Source organism: Methanoculleus sp. UBA303 (assembly GCA_002501655.1).
Classification (GTDB): Archaea; Halobacteriota; Methanomicrobia; order Methanomicrobiales; family Methanoculleaceae; genus Methanoculleus.
Window position 1 is genome coordinate 1 of record DANY01000036.1, and the last position, 19,611, is coordinate 19,611.

Annotated in this window: 21 protein-coding genes; 9 read left to right on the plus strand and 12 right to left on the minus strand. The window is 62.4% G+C overall.

Annotation, left to right across the window (positions count from 1 at the left end; translation table 11 throughout):
- The first annotated feature begins 18 nt into the window (after positions 1-18).
- On the plus strand, positions 19-384 hold the full coding sequence (locus tag BP846_RS09045) for a DNA-methyltransferase (RefSeq protein WP_292394597.1): 366 nt from the start codon (positions 19-21) through the stop codon (positions 382-384).
- 10 nt (positions 385-394) lie between these two features.
- Here BP846_RS09045 and BP846_RS09050 read toward each other — a convergent pair whose 3' ends face one another.
- Both BP846_RS09050 and BP846_RS09055 read right to left on the minus strand, forming a co-directional pair.
- The gene (locus tag BP846_RS09050; RefSeq protein ID WP_292394599.1) at positions 395-1,498 is read right to left on the minus strand and encodes a hypothetical protein; all 1,104 of its coding nucleotides are present in this window, start codon (positions 1,496-1,498) and stop codon (positions 395-397) included.
- Positions 1,499-1,502: 4 nt separating this feature from the next.
- Positions 1,503-1,667: an HAD hydrolase-like protein gene (locus BP846_RS09055; RefSeq protein ID WP_292394601.1), complete on the minus strand. Its 165-nt coding sequence runs from the start codon at positions 1,665-1,667 to the stop codon at positions 1,503-1,505.
- 146 nt (positions 1,668-1,813) lie between these two features.
- On the opposite strand from BP846_RS09055, the gene BP846_RS09060 reads away from it, so the two are divergent.
- The 3 genes from BP846_RS09060 to BP846_RS09070 all read left to right on the plus strand — a co-directional run bounded on the left by BP846_RS09060 (position 1,814) and on the right by BP846_RS09070 (position 3,673).
- A complete protein-coding gene (locus BP846_RS09060) occupies positions 1,814-2,317 on the plus strand; it encodes a hypothetical protein (protein WP_292394603.1) in 504 nt (167 codons plus the stop codon).
- A 235-nt stretch (positions 2,318-2,552) separates the two neighbouring features.
- Positions 2,553-3,089 (plus strand): archaemetzincin family Zn-dependent metalloprotease, encoded by a 537-nt coding sequence (locus tag BP846_RS09065; protein ID WP_292394605.1) that lies wholly within the window; start codon positions 2,553-2,555, stop codon positions 3,087-3,089.
- Positions 3,086-3,673 carry a nucleoside-triphosphatase gene (locus tag BP846_RS09070; RefSeq protein WP_292394607.1) on the plus strand — a complete coding sequence of 196 codons (588 nt, stop codon included), beginning with the start codon at positions 3,086-3,088 and terminating at the stop codon, positions 3,671-3,673. The genes BP846_RS09065 and BP846_RS09070 overlap by 4 nt, the downstream gene beginning before the upstream one ends.
- 410 nt (positions 3,674-4,083) lie before the next feature.
- Here BP846_RS09070 and BP846_RS09075 read toward each other — a convergent pair whose 3' ends face one another.
- Both BP846_RS09075 and BP846_RS09080 read right to left on the minus strand, forming a co-directional pair.
- Entirely contained in the window at positions 4,084-4,290 is a 207-nt protein-coding gene (locus BP846_RS09075; protein WP_292394609.1) for a helix-turn-helix transcriptional regulator, read from the minus strand.
- Between the two features lie 49 nt (positions 4,291-4,339).
- Positions 4,340-4,726, minus strand: a complete 387-nt coding sequence (locus BP846_RS09080; protein ID WP_292394611.1) for a hypothetical protein — start codon at positions 4,724-4,726, stop codon at positions 4,340-4,342.
- Between the two features lie 490 nt (positions 4,727-5,216).
- Between BP846_RS09080 and BP846_RS09085 the strand changes: the two genes are divergently transcribed.
- Positions 5,217-7,475, plus strand: a complete 2,259-nt coding sequence (locus tag BP846_RS09085) for a bifunctional alpha,alpha-trehalose-phosphate synthase (UDP-forming)/trehalose-phosphatase (protein WP_292394613.1) — start codon at positions 5,217-5,219, stop codon at positions 7,473-7,475.
- Here the strand turns inward: BP846_RS09085 and sepS are convergent.
- The 8 genes from sepS to BP846_RS09125 all read right to left on the minus strand — a co-directional run bounded on the left by sepS (position 7,450) and on the right by BP846_RS09125 (position 15,156).
- Complete coding sequence (gene sepS, locus BP846_RS09090) at positions 7,450-9,045, minus strand: O-phosphoserine--tRNA ligase (protein WP_292394615.1); 1,596 nt, start codon at positions 9,043-9,045, stop codon at positions 7,450-7,452. The two genes, BP846_RS09085 and sepS, sit on opposite strands and share 26 nt — an antisense overlap.
- Complete coding sequence (twy1, locus tag BP846_RS09095) at positions 9,042-9,935, minus strand: 4-demethylwyosine synthase TYW1 (protein WP_292394617.1); 894 nt, start codon at positions 9,933-9,935, stop codon at positions 9,042-9,044. Before twy1 ends, sepS begins: the two co-directional genes overlap by 4 nt.
- Positions 9,916-11,580 carry an arginine--tRNA ligase gene (gene argS / locus BP846_RS09100; protein WP_292394619.1) on the minus strand — a complete coding sequence of 555 codons (1,665 nt, stop codon included), beginning with the start codon at positions 11,578-11,580 and terminating at the stop codon, positions 9,916-9,918. Before argS ends, twy1 begins: the two co-directional genes overlap by 20 nt.
- Entirely contained in the window at positions 11,580-12,851 is a 1,272-nt protein-coding gene (gene prf1 / locus BP846_RS09105) for a peptide chain release factor aRF-1 (RefSeq protein ID WP_292394621.1), read from the minus strand. The genes argS and prf1 overlap by 1 nt, the downstream gene beginning before the upstream one ends.
- Before the next feature lie 135 nt (positions 12,852-12,986).
- Positions 12,987-13,481: an NUDIX hydrolase gene (locus tag BP846_RS09110; RefSeq protein ID WP_292394623.1), complete on the minus strand. Its 495-nt coding sequence runs from the start codon at positions 13,479-13,481 to the stop codon at positions 12,987-12,989.
- Position 13,482: 1 nt separating this feature from the next.
- Positions 13,483-14,148: a 7-cyano-7-deazaguanine synthase QueC gene (queC, locus tag BP846_RS09115; RefSeq protein WP_292394650.1), complete on the minus strand. Its 666-nt coding sequence runs from the start codon at positions 14,146-14,148 to the stop codon at positions 13,483-13,485.
- Positions 14,148-14,756 (minus strand): 7-carboxy-7-deazaguanine synthase QueE, encoded by a 609-nt coding sequence (locus BP846_RS09120; RefSeq protein ID WP_292394624.1) that lies wholly within the window; start codon positions 14,754-14,756, stop codon positions 14,148-14,150. Before BP846_RS09120 ends, queC begins: the two co-directional genes overlap by 1 nt.
- Positions 14,743-15,156 carry a 6-carboxytetrahydropterin synthase gene (locus BP846_RS09125; RefSeq protein WP_292394626.1) on the minus strand — a complete coding sequence of 138 codons (414 nt, stop codon included), beginning with the start codon at positions 15,154-15,156 and terminating at the stop codon, positions 14,743-14,745. The genes BP846_RS09120 and BP846_RS09125 overlap by 14 nt, the downstream gene beginning before the upstream one ends.
- 173 nt (positions 15,157-15,329) lie before the next feature.
- On the opposite strand from BP846_RS09125, the gene BP846_RS09130 reads away from it, so the two are divergent.
- The 4 genes from BP846_RS09130 to BP846_RS09145 all read left to right on the plus strand — a co-directional run bounded on the left by BP846_RS09130 (position 15,330) and on the right by BP846_RS09145 (position 19,605).
- Positions 15,330-15,758, plus strand: coding sequence for a 30S ribosomal protein S12 (locus BP846_RS09130; protein WP_292394628.1), 429 nt, complete (start codon positions 15,330-15,332; stop codon positions 15,756-15,758).
- 5 nt (positions 15,759-15,763) lie between these two features.
- Complete coding sequence (locus tag BP846_RS09135) at positions 15,764-16,360, plus strand: 30S ribosomal protein S7 (protein WP_292394630.1); 597 nt, start codon at positions 15,764-15,766, stop codon at positions 16,358-16,360.
- A gap of 29 nt (positions 16,361-16,389) precedes the next feature.
- Positions 16,390-18,582 carry an elongation factor EF-2 gene (locus BP846_RS09140; RefSeq protein WP_292394632.1) on the plus strand — a complete coding sequence of 731 codons (2,193 nt, stop codon included), beginning with the start codon at positions 16,390-16,392 and terminating at the stop codon, positions 18,580-18,582.
- Positions 18,583-18,828: 246 nt separating this feature from the next.
- Complete coding sequence (locus tag BP846_RS09145) at positions 18,829-19,605, plus strand: MBL fold metallo-hydrolase (RefSeq protein WP_292394634.1); 777 nt, start codon at positions 18,829-18,831, stop codon at positions 19,603-19,605.
- The last annotated feature ends 6 nt before the right edge of the window (positions 19,606-19,611 follow it).

Genomic DNA, 19,611 nt, shown 5'->3' on the forward strand with positions numbered 1-19,611 from the left:
TCCGTTAGGGGGGGGTAGTTGACCGAGGTCTTTGATAAGGAGACGCACAAGAAGACCGGACGGAGAGAGGATATTGATATTACCGGCGACGAATTCAAGGAATGGGTCTCTGCGAAGTGGGTCTTCCCCCCTGAGGTCAGGATGCGGGACTACCGGCACCCGGCTATGTTTCCCGAGGAACTTCCGCGACGGGTGATCAAACTCTTCTCCTACCGGGGGGATCTGGTGCTCGACCCCTTCAACGGCGCAGGGACGACGACGCTCGTCGCCCGCCGGTTCGGCCGCCGATTCGTCGGTATTGATATCTCGCCGGATTACTGCAGGATCGCCATGACCCGGCTCCGGAGAGCGGGGGCGCCGGTCCGCTCCATCGTCTGGGAGTAATCTTCGTGCGTCACTCTGCGAGATACGCCCGGGCACGGAGGTACGACCCCGGCCGGTCGTGGGCATGGGTGCCGAGGTAATTGTGGACCTCCACGGCAGCCCTTGACTCCGCGAGCAGGGCGTTGTACGACTGCACGGCGGCGTTGTACTCCCGGGCCTTCCGGTTGTATTCGGGGACGAGACGGTTGTACTCGCGGACCTCCCCGGACCCGGAGAGGGCTCTCATCCGCGCACCGAGGGCCTCAAGAGATTCCCGCTCTGCCTCAAGTTCCCGTGCGCGCGTCCCGAGCTCCGGCGCGAGCGCCTCGGCCCGGTCGCGCGATGAGGAGAGGGCGCGTTCGATCGTCCGGACCTGGTCGCATCCTGTATAGGAGCGCGGCCCGTCGCCGACCGGGATCACCAGGGGGTCGGAGGAGAGGATCGTCCCGTTCGAGAGGGCCGCTGGCGGGATGCCGACGTAACTCGTGTTCGTGGTCTCGATGTAGGCGAAAGGAGTGTTGCGGTAAGGGCATCCGGCGCTCCTCACGCCGACGGCCATGTGCGCCTCGTCCCTGAAGTAGAGGAGCGCGACCCCGTAGCCCTCCCGTGCGAGGAGCCCGGCGAGGAGGAGGCTTTTGTCGTCACAGTCGCCCTCACTGTCCACGTAGGTCTCGATGGGGAACTTCGGCTCCACGAGCGAGGCGTCGGCCCTGTAGGGGATGGACTGCACGAACGCGGCGATCAGTTCGAGGAATCGGTCGTCGTCGAGGTCTTCCCGGTCCCGGATCCCGCGGAAGGCCGCAAGGAGATCCGCATAGAAGGGTTCCTGGTGAGAGTCGTTCGCGAACGCCCGGTAGTAGATGGGGATCCACTCCTCTTCCGAGAGGTCTCTGGAGAGGTAGAGCCTCCGGTCCGCCTCTTTTGCGCCGGCATAGACCGCCGGATCGGGATCGATCCGGATCGTCTCCTCCCTGTCCTCGAAGGGGAAGGTGCAGGCCGGCAGGTCGTCGAGGCTCGCCCCCTCGACCGGCACGATCGCCGGCGGGACGACCGGGGGGCTCAGGAGGCCGCCCAGGCACCCGGCCCCGAGGGCCGCGGTGACGAGGACGAGGACAGGGAGGATTCGTCGCCACATGGTATCAGAGGTGCCGGGGAAGGTCAGCGAGCGAGCCGCTGGCGAGGTCCGGCGTGATGCCTGATTGGCGAACCGCCTCTTCCCGGTACTTGCCGGTCCTGACCCGGATCCCCCTCATCCCGCAGGCCCGGGCGCCGCCGATATCGATCGGGGCATCTCCGATCTCCATGGTTACCCTGTTGTCTGCAGGAGTATTTATGGCGCCCGGGAGTGCGACGTCCCTCCTCTCGCCTGGAACCACCGGGAGAACCTTCATGTGGGTTGCAGTGTATCTGCCCCTGACCCGGAAACCGTCACCAGAAGGAGGTACTGAGTATGGGCGCATTTGAACGAATACCGATGGACGTGAGATGGAAACTGGCCGCCCGGGAGGTCTCTGCGCTACCACTTGCCTACCGCAGGGCTATCCGGGACGGTGCCGACGACCAGCTCTATAACGAGGTCGAGCGGGCGGTATGGCAGGAACTGGGCAGAGAGGTGGGCGTTATCGCCCGTGCTTTCGGGATGCCGCTCGGAGACGCACATGAGGTTGCGGAGGCGTTTGCGGCGGCAACAAGGGTGCTCTTCGGGCCTGAATACCAGTATGAGATCCGGGACTCCGCGCCAGACGAGGCGGACTTGACGATCCGGAAGTGCGCGATGGTGGAGAGAGCTAAAACGGAGGGGGAGAACCCGCTCGCCGCCTGCAACGTCTGCCACGCCTTCGCGAACGCCGCAATACCGGACCTGAACCGGAACTATGCTCCGAAGTACCGGCGCAGCATCTGCGCCGGTGATGGCGCGTGTTCGGTCACGGTAAGGCCCACAAGCCGGAAGTAACGCGCTTGAGCTGTTTCGAATGCCTGCGGGCCGGGTGCGATCGGCGCGTGCAGACCGGGAGACCCCGGAAGTCCCGGTCTGCTATGTCAGCGGAGAGGCCGGGCGGATGGTGAAGCGATGATATCGTCCTGGGCGACTTTTACAGGGCAGAAAACCGGCCCCGGGCCAGCTCACGGAACTCCTGACCGATATCATCAAATCCTTGCCCGCCAATATTCGCAACCGGGATGCCCCCATGAGAATCACCCTCATTCCCATCGGAAAGGTCGATCCGGCAGAGATAAAGATGCTTGAGGACCCGCTGAAGACGGAGTTCTCCAGTGATGTGACGCTCGGGAAGAAGATCCCGCTTCCCGCAGCAGCGCGGAATGCCGCACGCAACCAGCACGACGCGGAGGTGATGCTCGAATTCCTCTCGCTCTCCGGGGATTCCGCTGGCTACGACCGGGCGCTGGGTGTCACCGACGTCGATCTCTACCTCCCGGGCGTGAACTTCGTCTTCGGGCTTGCGGGGCGGAGGAATGCCGTGATCTCCTTCCACCGCCTCAGGCAGTCGTTCTACGGCCTCCCGGAAGATGTAGAAGTTTTCCAGCGCCGGGCCGTTGTGGAGGCGGTGCATGAGATGGGGCACACCCTGGGGCTCGCCCATTGTGGAGATCCCCGGTGTGTCATGCGCTTCTCAAACACCATCGCCGAGACCGACCTGAAAGGGCCGGCGTTCTGCACAACCTGCCGCCCAAGGGTCCGCACCGGGGGGGCCACTGGACGGTGACCGGGAACCTGCTCATCACCGGGCGGCCCGGCTCCGGGAAGACCACGCTCATACGCTTTCTTGCGGAACGTTTCGCCGGTTGCTCGCCGGCCGGGTTCTACACCCTCGAAGTTCGGACGGGAGGAGAGCGGGTGGGGTTCGATCTCGTGAGCCTCGCCGGAGACCGGCGATCCTTCGCTCGCACGGGGTATCCAGGTCACTGCCGTGTGGGCCGGTATGGGGTTGATATTGAGGGGTTTGAGGAGTTCCTGGCATCCGTCCCGTTCTTTGGACCGTCCGTCCGTCTCGTGATCATCGACGAGATCGGGAAGATGGAGTGCTGTTCTGGGGTTTTCCGCAGGGTTGTGGGGGAGGTGCTCGATGTCGCCACTCCCTGTGTGGCGACAGTTGCACAACGGGGCGTCCCGGGCCTTGACCGGCTCAAGACCCGGGCGGACGTCCGGGTCGTGGAGGTGACCCGGTCGAACCGTGACGGCCTCCTGCCGGAACTTGAGGCGAGGGTGCGGCGCCTGGTGGGCGCCGGGCCAGGGGGGGCGGGGCAGGGTGGAAACGATCGACGTAAATCCGACGAGGAACCGAAGTAAATTTCGGGGATGCTGCGCTCATCTCGAATATTCAGGATCTCCGGGGATAGTATACGTACTGCACAATTTAAATGTTTTTTCTAGAAATACGCTTATATTATGGTTTTAACGCGGATTAAGGATGAAATTGCACGAATGTAAAAGCATAATGTTTTTATCCTGCCATTCCAACCTTAACGATTGCCCCCAATATATTTTTCCGACTTTCTTCCGTTTCGTTCTATCGTCCTGGAGTGGATGTCTGCTGTCGCACCTTCTCCTGCACTCACGTACCGGTCGGCCCTCCGAGGTCGCCAGTCGCGTCCGCCAGACCGGCCCGTGTCACCTCCGCAGCCCTGATGGCGGCGGGCGCCACGGGCGAGGTTCCGCTCCCCGCTCTGCTGTGCCGTCATCCCCCGGTTCAGGCGTGATCACGCCAGGTCCTCGTCTTCGAAGGAAAAGACCTCCTCGATGGTGGAGCCGAGCGCCCGGGACACCCTGTAGGCGAGTTTCAGGGAGGGGTTGTACTTCCCCTTCTCGAGGAAGACGATCGTCTCCCGCCGCACGCCGACCTTTTGTGCCAGTTCTTCCTGGGTAAACCCCGCCCTCGCCCGGAGTTCCCTGATCCGGGTCTTCACCCGACGTCCCCCTTCCGGAGCAGGTGCCATTCGGCGGCGCTCGCCGGTCTCACGCCACGTCCCCCTGCCGGAAGAAGTACCACTGGAAGATACGGGCGGAGAGCCCCATCAGCAGGATGGTGGCGAGCAGCACGCTCTCGACCGTGAGGGCGAGTACGCCAAGGTAGTCCACCCAGAAGAGGATCGCGAGGAAGACGAGGGTGAGGAACCACGAGTAGGAGATACCGTACGCCCCGATCTTCTGCGTCCGCTCGTCTTTCTCTGGCTCGTCCCGGAACCTCCAGTGTCGCACGGCAGCCACCGCAAGGAGTACCAATCCGATCGTCACCAGGAGCGAGGAGAGCGCCTCCATCCCGTCTGCGAGGAACGGGAGGAGGAGCCCTGCGGCCCCGAGAACCGCTCCCGCCGCAATCTGTATCGCGTATCGTCTCTTCATCGGTTCACCTGTTGTGTAATTCTAACCTGGTGTTAGAATAATATAACGTTTCCGGTGTCGGGCGGTCAGGTTGCCGGATGCGGTACCCGTCTACCCGGGCAGGACAGGCTTGTGGTGACAGGAAGTGACTGAAAGGTTCGTTTGCTTGACTGTTTCGCATTGTGCACGGCTTCCCGGGACATAGACCCCCGGAATTGTCTTTCCCTCAGCAGGGTGCAGGTGCGGCTTCCCGACCGTGTATACCCGGGCTACTCCGGCCCCGGGAGAACCGGTCCACTCACTGCCAGCCGCTGCCGCAGATGTCTCGATGAAATCGCCACGATTAGGCACGCGCGGCGTGTGAGGTGCCCGCAGGCAGCAGGGGGGACGGGGAGAGGAGATGATCGCCCGGGGTGCGATATCTGCAATTATTGGAGATTTCGCCAAAACCTTAATTTTGGTTGAGAATCTTTGAATGCTGATCATCCCACGATTGCAAGCAGGGTCAACTATGAACAGGCTACTGATAGTTTCAAACAGGCTTCCGATCAGCGTCTCCCGGAAGAACGGCGACCTTCACCTGCAACGAAGCGTCGGCGGTCTTGCCACCGGAGTCGGCTCTTTCTACAAGTCCTACGAAAGCCTCTGGGTCGGCTGGCCTGGCATGAACGTTCAGAGAAAGCAGGAAGAGGAGAAAGACCGGATCATCGAGACGCTCAGAAAAGAGCAATGTCACCCGGTTTTCCTCTCCCCGTATGATATCAAGCACTACTACGACGGATTCTGCAACAACACCCTCTGGCCGCTCTTCCATTACTTCAATCACTTTGCAGACTACGATCCGAAGATGTGGAGCGTCTACCTCCGGGTGAACGAGAAGTTCTGCGATGCCGTGATGGAAGTGGCCCGGCCCGACGACGTCATCTGGGTCCACGACTACCACCTGATGCTCCTGCCGCAGATGCTCCGGGAGCGCCTGCCCGATGCGGAGATCGGCTACTTCCATCACATCCCCTTCCCGTCATTTGAAGTGTTCCGGAACCTGCCCTGGCGGCGGGAGATCCTCTCCGGCCTGCTTGGGGCGGATCTCATCGGCTTTCACACCTACGGGTACGTCCGCCACTTCCTCTCCAGCGTCCGGCGGATCCTCGGGCACGAGCACTCCTTCGGGGAGGTCAGGACCGGCACCCGTGTGGTACGAACTGACCTCTTCCCGATGGGCATCGACTACCACCGGTTCGCCGACTCTGCGGGCAGCAACCCGGTTCAGAAGGAGATCACTCGGATCCGGCATAAATACGGGAGGCGGAAGATCATCCTCTCGTTTGACCGCCTTGACTACACGAAGGGGATCCCGCTCCGGCTCGAGGCCTTCGATACACTCCTTACGAAGAAGCCTGAGTACCAGGGGAAGGTCTCCCTCGTCCTCGTCGCAGTTCCGTCCCGGGCCAGCGTCGGCCGCTACCAGATGCTGAAGAAACGGATCGACGAACTCGTCGGCCGTATCAACGGGAAGTACGGGACGACCGACTGGATCCCGGTCCGCTACTTCTACAACTTTCTCCCGTTCGAGACACTGGTGGCGTTCTACAGCGCCGCCGACGTCGCCCTGGTGACGCCGCTCCGGGACGGCATGAACCTGATGGCGAAAGAGTACGTCGCCACCCGGACTGATGGCACCGGAATGCTCATCCTCTCCGAGATGGCAGGAGCGGCGGAGGAACTTGGGGAGGCGATCATCGTCAATCCGAATGACCAGGATGCGGTGATCGAGGCAATCGAAGCGGCGCTTGCCATGCCGGAGAAGGAACAGGTCGAGCGGAACCGGACTATGCAGAGGAGGCTGATGCGCTACGACATCGGGCGCTGGGTCGGCGATTTCCTCACCCGTTTAAGCGACGCCCGGGCGATCCAGGTCGAGCGCTCCGAACAGATCGTCACTCCTGCCATCAGAGACCAACTGGTCACGGACTACGCTGCCGGCAAGGACCGGCTGCTCCTCCTTGACTACGACGGCACCCTGGTGCCCTTCGCCGCAAAACCGCAGAAAGCGGTCCCGGGTGAAGCCACGAGAGAGGTGCTTCTGGGCCTCTCCCGGGTTCCCGAAAACGAGGTGGTGGTGATCAGCGGCAGAGACCGGTATACGCTGGATGCCTGGTTTGAGGGGATGGATATTGGGCTCATCGCCGAACACGGTGTCTGGGTAAAGGAGCGTTCCGGGGAGTGGCGGATGCATGAAGGGCTCTCCGACGATTGGAAAGGGGAGATCTACCCACTCCTCGAACTCTACGCGGACCGCACACCCGGCGCGTTCATCGAGGAGAAGGACTACTCCCTTGTCTGGCACTACCGGAGGACTGAGCCGATGCTTGGCGCACAGCGGGCAAAGGACCTCAAAGACGACCTCCTGCACCTGACGTCGAACCTCAATGTCGGCGTCATGGAGGGGAACAAGGTCATCGAGATCAAGAACACCACCGTCGACAAAGGAAGGGCGGCGCTGAACTGGGTCTCCCGGCACGCCTGGGACTTCATCCTCGCTATCGGGGATGACAGGACCGACGAGGACCTCTTTGCGGTGATGCCGCCCGAAGCCTACTCGATCAAGGTCGGGCTTGCCCCGAGCAGGGCCCGCTTCAACCTGGTTGCCCAACGGGACGTGCTGCCCCTGCTCCGGAGATGCATCGAGTGCAGCAGGGATGGAGTGACCGGAAAAAAAGAGAAGCCGGGGCGAAAGGAAGGTCTTATCGGGTCGATTGCTCCGGGATGACGGACCTGACCGTCAGGAAGACCGGCCCCCGGAGGTCCACCTTCTTGTTGTGGTCGGTGATGTAGCGCATCGCGTACTCCTCGATGCGCAGGTTAATGTCTGAGGGGAGTTTTGCCATCTTCACCTGGACACGGGTCTCCTCCCCGCACCGCGCCGCCTCCTCGATCCGGGTGGCGGCGAGGCTTGCCGCGGCATCGAGGTAGGTGATGCCGGTGGAGACCCCTTCGCGCCGGACCTCCGCCCACTTCTCGAGGTCCGGCACCCCGAGCACCGAGCCGTTGTGGACGAAGACCTCGTTCGCGCAGGCAGGTCCGCAGAGTTTCGTGTTGGACTCGGGCTCCTCGACGATCACCTCCACCGGCCTCCCGGCGATCTCGCCTTTCCATGCGGTGAATGCACACGGGCCCGGGGCGGCGGCGTGCTGTGCGGCCGTATCATGGATCGCCTCTGCCATCTGCTTCCCGGTCGCGGAGGCCGGTTCGGCACGGAGATGGACGGCGCTGGCGATCTGGCGGTCGGAGAGAGCTTGCGGGAAGAACTGGGGATACGTCAACTGGCGGATGTCGTTTGACTGGTAGGCGATCATCGCGAGCCGTTCCACCCCGAGGCCGAGGTTCATCACCGGCACACCGATCCCGTACTCCGCGAGCGCCGAGGGTGAGTACATACCGAATGTGGCGACCTCTACCCAGTCGAGGACCGGGTGACGGGCGTAGACCTCCGTCTGGGTCTCGGGCATGTAGTACTTCGACCGCTTCTCGTCGGGCTGGAACCGGAACTCAGTGAACCCGAACGCCGAGAGGAGGGCCTCGCTGATGGCTTTGCCCTCTTCGAGGGTGATATCGTCTCCCGCGACGACGCAGGAGGCCGAGTGGTAGGCCATCAGGCGAGTGGGGCCCTCCTCCTGCTCCCGCCGGAAACACCGGTCCACCGAGAAGAGCCGGATGGGGAGGTGGCGCTTCTCCCAGAGGGAGGAGAGCGTCAGGAACCAGCCGCTCGTCATATGGCTCCGGAGGGTGTTGCGCGACGACTCGGGGGCCAGCGCCCGGAACTCCGGGAAGACCGCATCAAGAATATGCACCACGGCGGCGTCATCGGCCTCCAGGACGGCCGCGAGTTCATGCGTCAGTTCGTCGCCGTCGATCGTCCCCTTCTTGTAACCGTGGAGGGTCTCGCGGAGTTTCTCCTCGGTCTCGGACTGGACCGCCCGCCCGAGGATTGCCTCGATCTCCTCCACCCGCTTCCGCGCTATCCCGACGTTCGGGCGGGGCAGGCCGCCCAGGTAGAAGACCCGGTCGAGGACGGCCATCGCCTCCGGCCCGAACTGCCGGTAGATATCCGACTCCTCGACGATCAGGGGGTTCATCGCCTCATCAAACCCCATCGAGAGGTAGGTCTCACGGAGCCGTTGCACGATCTCGAAGATCGGGTGCGCCGTAGCCCGGGTGTACTTCAACCGGGGGTATTGGCCCGATATCCCCGGCGGGGTCAGCACCGACGGCCCTTCGTGCCAGGCGTGCTCGAAGTCCTCTCTCGCTCTCTTTTTGAACTCTTCCACATCAAATCTCATATGTTCCGCTCCAGACAGACGACCCGGCTCACCGGGCTCTCGTCCCTGATGAAATAGTCGCAGTGTTCCACAATTTTCTCTGCAAACGCCCGCACACTGCTGTGTTCTGGCATCTGGTCCCTCTGTAGTCGTTTCCTACTGTATCCCAGGTGCATATAACCCTTTACCTCCACGAACCGGGCCCCGGAGTCCTGGTACATCGCCGCATACCTCTCAGGCGCGAAGTCGTTGTAGCCGCGCACCACCGTGGTGCGGATGGCGGACCGGCGGCCCCGAAGTCCGGCCAGGCTCTCCTGCACCCGGTCCCAGTAGTCCTCCCGGGGCCGGCAGAGCCGGAGATAGGTATCCCGGTCAGGGGCGTCCAGGGAGACGTAGGCCTGGTAGGGCCGGCACCGGGCAAGGACGTCGGGCCGGGTGCCGTTTGAGACGAGAAATGTCGTATACCCCGCGGCGTTGAGGCCGTCGATCAGCTCCGGGAGGCGCGAGTAGCAGGTCGGCTCCCCCGAGAGTGATATAGCGACCATCGTGGGGTTGAGGGCCTCCGCGAACCGTTCCGGCGTGACATAGGGCGAGACCTTGTAGCCCGAGAGCGCCCTCTTCTGGAGGTGCCGGAGGCTCTCTATGATCTCAGCCGGCGGGCACTCCTCCTCTTCCGTCACCTCGTGCTCGAACGAGCGCCAGCAGAAGAGGCACTGCTGGTTGCACCGCAGCGTCGGGGTCATCTGGACGCAGCGGTGGCTTTCGATGCCGTAGAACTGCGCCTTGTAGCACATCTCCCCGCCCTTGAGCGCCCGCTTGTTCCACATGCAGGGCTTGACGGCCGCCGACGAGGCAGGGTTAACGAACTGGTAGCCCTGCCTCCGGAGGGCCTTACATGCTTCTGAGTGCATCGATACCGAGGGTCGCGAGGGACTCCTGTAAGGTGTTCCTGACCGCATCCACGAGCGCAAGACGGCTGCCCCGGGTCTCGCCCTCGCTTTTGAGCACCGGGTCGTAGTGGTAGAAGGCGTTGAAGAGGTCGGCGAGCTCGCGGGCGAAAGCGGCGAGCTGGTGCGGGCGGAGTTCCACCACGGTCTGCTCGACGACGGCGGGGAACCGGACCAGGTGCCGGGCGAGCGCGACCTCGTGCTCCGTCTCGTAGTGATACGCCGGCTCGAACTCCCCGGCCTTCTCGAGGATGCTGCAGGCGCGGGCATGGGCGTACTGGATGTAGGGGCCGCTCTGCCGCTCGAAGTTCAGCGCCTCCCGCCAGTCAAAGACTGTGCTCTTCTCGGGGGAGACCTTCACGATGTCGTAGCGGATGGCGGCGACGGCTACCGACCTCGCGATAGTCCGCCGCTCCTCTTCGGGGAGTTCCGGGCGGCGGACGGTCACCTCGTCGTATGCCTTCGCCGTCACCTCCTCGACCAGTTCGTCCGCCGAGACGAACTTGCCCGCCCGGGTGCTCATCGAGCCCTCGGGGAGAGAGACGAACTCGAAGTAGATGATCTCGGGCGGCTGCTCCCCGAGGAGTTCCAGGGTGGCCCGGAGCTGGGCACCGATCAGTTTGTGGTCCGCCCCGAGGACGTCGATCATCCGGTCGTAGTTGCGCCCCTTCCAGGTATGGTAGGCGAGGTCCCGTGTGCTGTAGACCGACGTGCCGTCGCTCCGCCGGAGGATGTACTTCTTCTCGAACCCACATTCCGAGAGGTCGACCCAGAGGGTCTCGTCCTCGTGGGCCTGCGGCAGGTGCCGGACCCGCCCGATGATCCGGTCCACGTCGCCGATCCGGACAAAATCGCTCTCCCAGACGAACCGGTCGTGGTGGGCGTTCAGGGCGGCGAGGGTCGCCTTGATCCCTTCCGCACAGAGAGCGACGGCCGCCCGGAACTTCCCGACGGTCTCCGGTTCGCCGCGCTCCACCTGCTGCATGAGATGGTCGATCTCACCGGCGATCTCGGGGTTCTTCTGGAGTTCCCGGTTCGCCGCGACGTAGACCCGGGCGACGTAGTGGTCCTCCTTCTCGCCCTCCACACGGGCGATGCCGAGGTGGTCGAACCCCCACGAGACGATGGCGATCTGGCGGCCCATATCGTTCAGGTAATATTGCGCCTCAAGCGGATACCCTGCTTTCCGGAACGCCCGGACAAGAGAGTCGCCGATGACCGTGTTCCTGATGTGGCCGACGTGGAGGGGGCCGTTCGGGTTGGCGCTCGTGTGCTCAAGCACCACCCGCACGGGGCGGCGGGGGAGGTCTCCGTAGCCGGGCTCGAGCGCCGCCCTGACCGCCTCTGCTAGAAGCGACGGCCCGAACCGGAAGTTGATGTAGGGGCCCGTTGCCTCAACCTGGATGTCGCCGAGTTCGGGGCTCGTCGAGAGGCTCTCCGCGATATCGGAGGCGATCTGGTGAGGAGCTCTCCTCTGCTTCTTCGCAAGTTTAAACGCTACGGTCGAGGCGAGATCAGCGTGATCCCCCCCTGTCGTGAGGAGGACGTCCTCCTCACCGGTGCATGCCCGGAGCATGCGCTCAATCTGTTGGTACTTCTCCTGAAACATCAATATCCGGTCCTGTAACGCAGGATCGCTGCGATCCCGCCGAATGCGTTGTAGAGTACCGAGCCTTCCTCGAAGTCGTCCGATACTATCCGAACCTTCGCGCTGCTCTGGTCCGCGAGCGTGGTCAGTTCGTCTATGATATCAGCCTCTTCCGCCACGTAGAGCGACATCCCGTCGTTGGGGCAGGTGCCGAAGTCGAGGTCTTTGATATGTTTGCCCGGCTCGATGCTGACCGTCCGCTCCTCGGTGTAGTCGCCGTTTTGGCAGGCGAGTTTCAGCCGGGCCCTCCGGAGCTTGTCGGAGAGGAGGAGGGTATCGACGGCGCCGAGTTCCAGGTTCTTCCGGACGCTCTCCTCGCCGTAGGAGGCGGCGCCGTCGTCCTTGACCAGTTCCTGCAGGAACCGGTTCATAATGTTCTTCTCCTTGATGATATCGAGGCCTTTGAGGGCTTCCCCCGCACTCTCGACGAGCTCGGCAAGCCCGCTCTCGTTCGTGTAGGAGACGTCGAAGATCCCGATGATCCGCTTCTGCAGTTCGTGGTGGAGGTAGCCGCCTGCCTCGAACTCCTCCTTGGTCGGGGTCGGGCCGCCGATCAGTACGCCCTTGAACCGCTCGAAGAAATCCTTCTCGGCAAGGAAGATATCACTTGCCCGATCGCCGATCTTCTTGTAGAACTCATTGATGGCGATCAGCCGCAGCCGCTGGAAACGGACGCTCGACTGGCCGCCCTTTCGCTGCTTGCCGGGGACCGTCGATGTGACGCCGTGGACCGGCTCGATCCGGTTGCCCCGGAGAAAGCCGATGTAGGCCTCCCGCCGGTCGAGGACGATCAGGCCGTAGACCTCTTTCTCCCCGAGCATCTGCTGCAGCGGCTCGAGCTCGAACGAGGAACTGCACCGGTACATGTAGGTGTTGAGCGGCTCAGGCGGCTCGATGATCTCGCAATTCAGGTCGGTGCGGTCACCACCGATGTTGATCGTGCCGCAGAAGATTGCCATGCCGTGCTCCGGCGGGCGCTTATAGTATTTCAGGCGGGAGAGGATGGAGGATATGGCACTCTGGACGTTCGTCCGGGTCTGTTTGCTCTTGATGTTGGCGCACTGCCCGAACTCGTCACGGAGCTGGGCGGTCACGTCGTATATCTGCTTATCGGGGGGTATATACAGGGTGATCAGCTCGGTACCGCTCCCTTCCTTCTCCGCAAGCCTCTCAAGCATCTTTTTAAATTCGTAGCGCTTTCGCGCGGTATCCATCTCTTGCGTCTCTTCCATTGGGCGTTCACCAGGCTCGCTGAATATTGTTCATTGGTCGAAGCTACTATGTGTTTCTCTGGAGAGGGCATAAATCTGCGCACATTTGCCGGTCTTCTCTGCACCCGCCTCGCGCCGGGCGCACTCGCGCTCTCCTCACTGCAGGCACCGGCAGATGAGGCAGATCGTCTTTGCGTCGACGATCGTGCCGTCTGCGATCATCGCCGCGAGGTCCGCTATGGGAACGCGGACGACCTCAATCACTTCATCGTCGTCCATCCCGTAGTCGGAGCACGGCGAGAGCCCCTCTGCGAGGTAGAGCCAGATACGCTCGTCGGTGTAGCCGGGAGAGGAGTATATCCAGCCCATCGCGGCGAATGTCTCTGCCTTCATCCCGGTCTCCTCGATCAGCTCCCGGCGGGCGGTCTCGGGGGGCTCCTCGCCCTCGTCGATGGTGCCTGCCGGCGCTTCGTAGATGTATTCATCGATGGCGAACCGGTACTGCCGGATGAGGTAGCAGTCGTCCCCCTCGATCGGGAGGATCGCAACCGCCCCGCCCGGGTGGACGACCACTCGTTCCCTCTTCTCCCCGTTTGAGAGGGTGACCTCTCTCTTCTCGATGGTGAGCCGCTTGCCTCTGTAGACCTCCATGTTACTCCTCGTAGTCGATCGGGTCCGGGCTTCCGATGGCCGCAAACGCCTCCCTGCGATAGTGGCAGGAGGAGCAGACCCCGCACGCCCGTTCGTTGTTCTGGTAGCAGGACCAGGTATGCTCGTAAGGGACCCTGAGGCGAAGGCCCACCCGGAGAATCTCTGCCTTCGTCATCCGGACGAAGGGCGTCATGAGCGTTATCCGGGGTTCTGCTGCCGTGCCGAGGTCGACCACCCGCTGGAAAGCTTCGATGAACTCCGGCCGGCAGTCGGGATACCCCGGGTAGTCCCCGGTCTGGACCCCGATGAAGATCGCCTCCGCCCGCCGGGCTTCCGCGAGGCTGGTCGCGATGGCGAGAAGGTTCGCGTTGCGGAAGGGAACGTAGGTGGCCGGCACCTCCTCCTGCTCTCCGGCATACGCCTCGACCGCGATCCCGGGGTCCGTCAGGCTCGAGGCCCCGATCTTCCTGAAGTGTTCGAGGCTGATCTCGACGAACTCTCGCGCGTCGAGCATCCGGGCGACGGTCCGGGCACATGCCCGTTCCTTCTTCTCCGTCCGCTGGCCGTAGGTGAAGTGGAGCGCGATGATGTCGTAACCCATATCCTTTGCTACATAGGCGAGCGTGGTGGAGTCCATGCCTCCCGAGAGAAGACAGACTGCTTTCATCATTTTACTCCCAGGATCTTGTGGAGCTGTACCTGGAGCCTCACCGGGAGGTTCTCCCTGACGATGTAGTCCGCGATGGCGCGGTAGTCGGATCCCTCCACCGGCGATATGAAGATCTCGCCCCGAATCTGGCATTGGGTCATCACTGCCCGGGCGTAGAGGAGATCGCTGTCGTCCGCCACCACGAACTTGACGCAGTCGCGGGGGGTGATGAAGGGGAGGAGCGATAGATCGCTCCTCTCTCCTGACGAGGGGCACTTGACGTCCATGCAGATGGAGGCATACGGCTGCAGATCCCGGAAATCCAGGGTGCCGTTCGTCTCGATCTCGACGGTATACCCGTGAAGGCGGAACTTCTTGAGGATCTCGAGGACCTCCTCCCGCTGCAGGAGCGGTTCCCCGCCGGTGATGCAGATCTGCCTTCCATTGAGCAGCCAGACCCTGTCGAGGACCTCTATGACGCTCATCTTCTCCCCGCCTTCCCAGGCGTAGGAGGTGTCGCACCAGGCGCACCGGAGGTTGCACCCGGCGAGCCGGATGAAGGTGCAGGGCCGCCCCTGGCTTTTTCCTTCCCCCTGGAGGCTTCGGAATATCTCACTGACGATCATATGTGCGCTCTGCGTAACAGGTCGTCGACTCCCAGACCCGAATCTTTGCCACGCGGGCATCGTGGCCCTGCAGCGCGGCTTCGGCATCGATCAGATCCGCGATCAGTCCGGCGAGGAGTTCGCTTGTCGGGTCGCCGGGGGTGGTGACGACCGGGTGGAACGCTTCGATGCTCGCCGCCATGGGATCATCTGCGTTGAGGATCACCTGGTGGTCGAACCGACCGACGACTTCTTTAATGCAGTTGTAGTCGAGGACGATCCCGGTGCGCTCATCCGCCGTCCCCTCGACCCAGACCTCTACCCGCCACTGGTGGCCGTGCAACCGGAAACACTTCCCCCGATAGTGGATCAGGCGGTGGGTCGCCTCGAAAAAGATCTCTTTGTATATCCGGGTTTTCATCAGTGAAGGTTGCCCGCCAGGATATAATATTATATCAGCTCCCGATCAAATAACTAGGGCGAAAGATCGGCGCGCAAGCGGGTTCCACAATATATAAATCCGTAACGCGCGTTGCTTTATAGCACACCAGGAGTTGCTCCTATCCACAAATTCAACCGATACGAGGGTATTCGATGGGAAATGGTAAATTTGCAGCCCGAAAATTGAAGCGCGACGCCAAGGGTCGCAGATGGCACGATCCAGTCTACGCCCGGCGTCAGCTCGGACTCGATGTAAAATCTGACCCCCTTGAGGGAGCACCGCAGGCACGCGGGATTGTTCTCGAGAAGGTGGGTGTTGAGGCAAAGCAGCCGAACTCTGCGATCCGTAAGTGCGTCCGTGTACAGCTGATCAAGAACGGTCGCCAGGTGACCGCGTTCGCTGTCGGCGACGGTGCCATCAACTTCATCGACGAGCACGATGAGGTCGAGATCGAGGGCATCGGCGGCAGGCTGGGCAGGTCGATGGGTGATATCCCCGGTGTCCGGTTTGTCGTGAGCAAGGTGAACAACGTCAGCCTGCGTGAAATGGTCACCGGGCGGAAGGAGAAGCCGCGGAGGTAAGTAGCATGGCAGAAGCTGAAGTAGAGTCGGGAACTCAGGCCCAGCAGCTCCTCTTTAACCGATGGGATGTGAGCGAGGTAGAGATCCAGGATCCGAGCCTTGCCCGTTACGTGAACCTGCACACAATGATCGTGCCGCACTCCTGCGGCAAGCTCGTCGGCCAGCAGTTCAACAAGAGCAACATGCTGATCGTTGAGCGCCTGATCAACAAACTGATGCAGAGCGGGAACAACACCGGCAAGAAGGAACTCGCCATCCGCATCGTCCGGGAATCCTTCGAGATCATCAACAAGAAGACCAAGAAGAATCCGGTTCAGGTGCTCGTGGACGCAGTCGCGAACACCGGCCCCCGTGAGGAGACCGTCCGGCTGAAGTACGGTGGTATCAACGTCCCGAAGTCGGTCGATACCGCGCCCCAGCGTCGTGTCGATATCGCCCTGCGGTTCATCACTGCCGGTGTCCTGCAGGCGAGCCACAAGAAGAAGAAGACCGTAAGCGAGGCGCTCGCCGAGGAACTGATCGCAGCCGCGAACGGCGACACCCGCTCCTACGCTGTCTCGAAGAAAGAAGAGAGAGAACGTATCGCAAAGGCCGCCCGTTAAAACTCCCTATTACTTTTTTGGTGTAATCTATGACCAGACGAAAGAAGATGGTAGAGCGGGTGACTGAGCTGATGGACAATCCGGAGCACATCCGGAACATCGGTATCGTCGCCCACATCGATCACGGAAAGACAACCCTTTCAGACAACCTGCTCGCAGGGGCAGGCATGATCAGCGAGGAACTCGCCGGCAGGCAGCTCTTCATGGACTCCGATGAGGAGGAACAGGCACGCGGCATCACCATCGATGCAAGCAACGTCTCGATGGTCCACGAGTATGGCGGCGAGGAGTACCTGATCAATATGATCGATACCCCCGGCCACGTGGACTTCGGCGGTGACGTGACCCGCGCTATGCGTGCTGTTGACGGCGCCGTCGTCGTAGTTGACGCCGTCGAGGGAACCATGCCCCAGACGGAGACGGTACTCCGGCAGGCGCTCAAGGAGGGTGTCCGTCCGGTTCTCTTCATCAACAAGGTGGACCGGCTCATCAACGAGCTGAAGGTGGACGAACAGGAGATGCAGATCCGCCTCGCGAAGGTGATCGACAAGGTCAACAAGTTGATCAAGGGCATGAACGAGAAGATGTACAACGCCGGCTGGAAACTGGATGCCGCGAAGGGCACCGTCGCCTTCGGCTCTGCGCTCTACAACTGGGCCGTCTCCGCTCCCTACATGAAGAAGAGCGGTGTCTCGTTCAAGGACGTCTATGACAAGTGCAACACCGGCGACATGAAGTGGCTCGCCCAAAACAGCCCCTTGCACGCCGTACTCCTCGATATGGTGGTTAAACACCTGCCGAACCCTCTCCAGGCCCAGGAACGGCGTATCCACATCATCTGGCACGGTGACTACAATACTCCCGAGGGCAAGGCAATGCTCAATTGCGACCCGAACGGGCCCGTCTGCCTGATGGTCACCGATATATCGTTCGACCCGCATGCGGGCGAGGTCGCTACCGGCCGTCTCTTCTCGGGAACGCTCCGCCGGGGCACCGAATGCTACATCATGGGTTCGGCAAAGCGCTCAAACCGCCTCGCCCAGGTCGGCATCTTCATGGGTGCCGAGCGGATTGAGGTGGATGGACTGTCCGCCGGCAACATTGCCGCCGTGACAGGGTTAAAGGACGCCATTGTCGGCTCGACAGTCACGACGCTCGTCGATATGGTCCCCTTCGAGTCGCTGAAGCACTACTCCGAGCCGGTCATGACTGTCGCCGTCGAGGCGAAGAGCATGAAGGATCTCCCGAAGCTCGTCGAGGTTCTCCGGCAGGTGGCCAAGGAAGACCCGACGGTGCAGGTCTCGATCAACGAGGAGACCGGCGAGCACCTGATCAGCGGCATGGGCGAACTCCATCTCGAGATCATCACCGGCCGTATCAAGCGCGACAAAGGCGTCGATATCCTCACTTCCCCGCCGATCGTTGTCTACCGCGAGACGATCACGGGCGCGGCAGGTCCGGTCGAAGGGAAGTCGCCAAACCGCCACAACCGGTTCTACATTGAACTCGAACCGATGGACTCGGAGATCGTGAAGCTGATCCAGCAGGGCGAGATCTCGATGCACCAGCAGGCGGTGGAGCGGCGCGATGCCCTCGTTGCCGCCGGTATGGATAAGGATGAGGCTAAAAACATCAAGGCGATCGAGGGCACCAACATGTTCATCGATATGACGAAGGGTATCCAGTACCTGAACGAGACGATGGAACTGGTCCTCGATGGCTGGCGTGAAGCGCTCCGCGGCGGCCCGCTCGCCGACGAGCTGGTCCAGAACCTGAAGATCCGGCTGGTGGACGTGAAACTCCACGAGGATGCTATCCACCGCGGCCCCGCCCAGGTCATCCCGGCGGTCAGGAGCGCCGTCAAGGCAGGCTTGCTGATGGGCGGCGACTCGCTCCTCGAGCCTATCCAGAAGATCCAGATCACGGTCCCGACCGACCAGATGGGTGCGGCAACCTCGCAGATCCAGGGCCGGCGCGGCCAGGTCTTCGATATGCTGAGCGAAGGCGATACGATGACGATCGTCGGCAGGGCGCCGGTCGCCGAACTCTTCGGGTTTGCCGGAGATGTCCGGTCGGCCACGGAAGGCCGCGCGATGTGGAACACCGAGTTCGCCGGGTTCGAGCTGATCCCCTCCGGCATCGTGGGCGATGTTGTCAAGAGCATCCGGCAGCGCAAGGGCTTGAAGGAACAGATCCCGCGGCCGGAAGATTACCTGGCGTAACAAGAACCGAATACCCTCTCTCTTCATTTTTGCCCGGGCGGGCGGGTGTGTTAGCCGAAGGTAACCTGCTCTGGTGCGCGATATAACTCCACGGGGTATCCGGTCATCGAACTTTGAAACAATCGTCGTTGGGCATACCGATGATTCTGACGACCTCCCCGTCGGCTATAATTCCACCCCGGTCCCGCTCTTTCTCCCTGACCGAATCATTGATGTGGAGAGAGGGCATCTCACGGTAGGAATGCCATGAAGACCGCTGATCTGGGCATGCAGGCCTCCGCCGGGAGGGGGAACGGGCAGGCTACCCGGGCTCCGGCACAGAAGACGGCGAGCGTCGCTGATCGCTACCTGCCGGCGGTCATCCCTGTGCCGCTCAGCCTGACCACCGCGTTCATCGTCAGGGACCGGGGCGTGCTGCTGATCGACACCGGCAACCCCCGGGATGGGGCGACCATCCTGGCTGCGATGAGGAAGGCCGGCATCAGGCCTGACGATCTCTCCCTGATCCTCGTCACCCACGGCCATCCAGGCCACTACGGGAGCGCCGACATGCTCCGGGAACTGACCGATGCACCGATAGCCGTTCATTCTGCCGACGCCGATGTCATGCGCCTCGGGCTTACCGGGCTGCTCTTTCCCGGCGGCATCATCCCGCGCCTTATAGGGTTTGCAACAGGGAGAGCGAGTGCCCCCGGTTCGGGCGGTGTTGAGCCTGACATCATCGTCGAGGGGAACGCCGACCTTGCGCCCTTCGGGGTCCGGGGCAGGGTCATCCCCACACCGGGTCATACCCCGGGCTCGGTCTCGATCCTCATCGCCGGCGGCACCGCCATCATCGGTGACCTCCTCTCTGCTCTGCTCCCAGGCGGGCGGCCCCGGCTCCCCTTCCGGACAGGCGACCCCGCGGCGGCACGGAAGAGCCTCCGGGCACTCCTCGCCTTCGGGCCGGAACGAGTCTACGCGGCGCACGGAGGCCCGTGGTCGGGGGCAGAGATCCGGAGGCGGTTCGGGTACGGATGGTGACGGCGG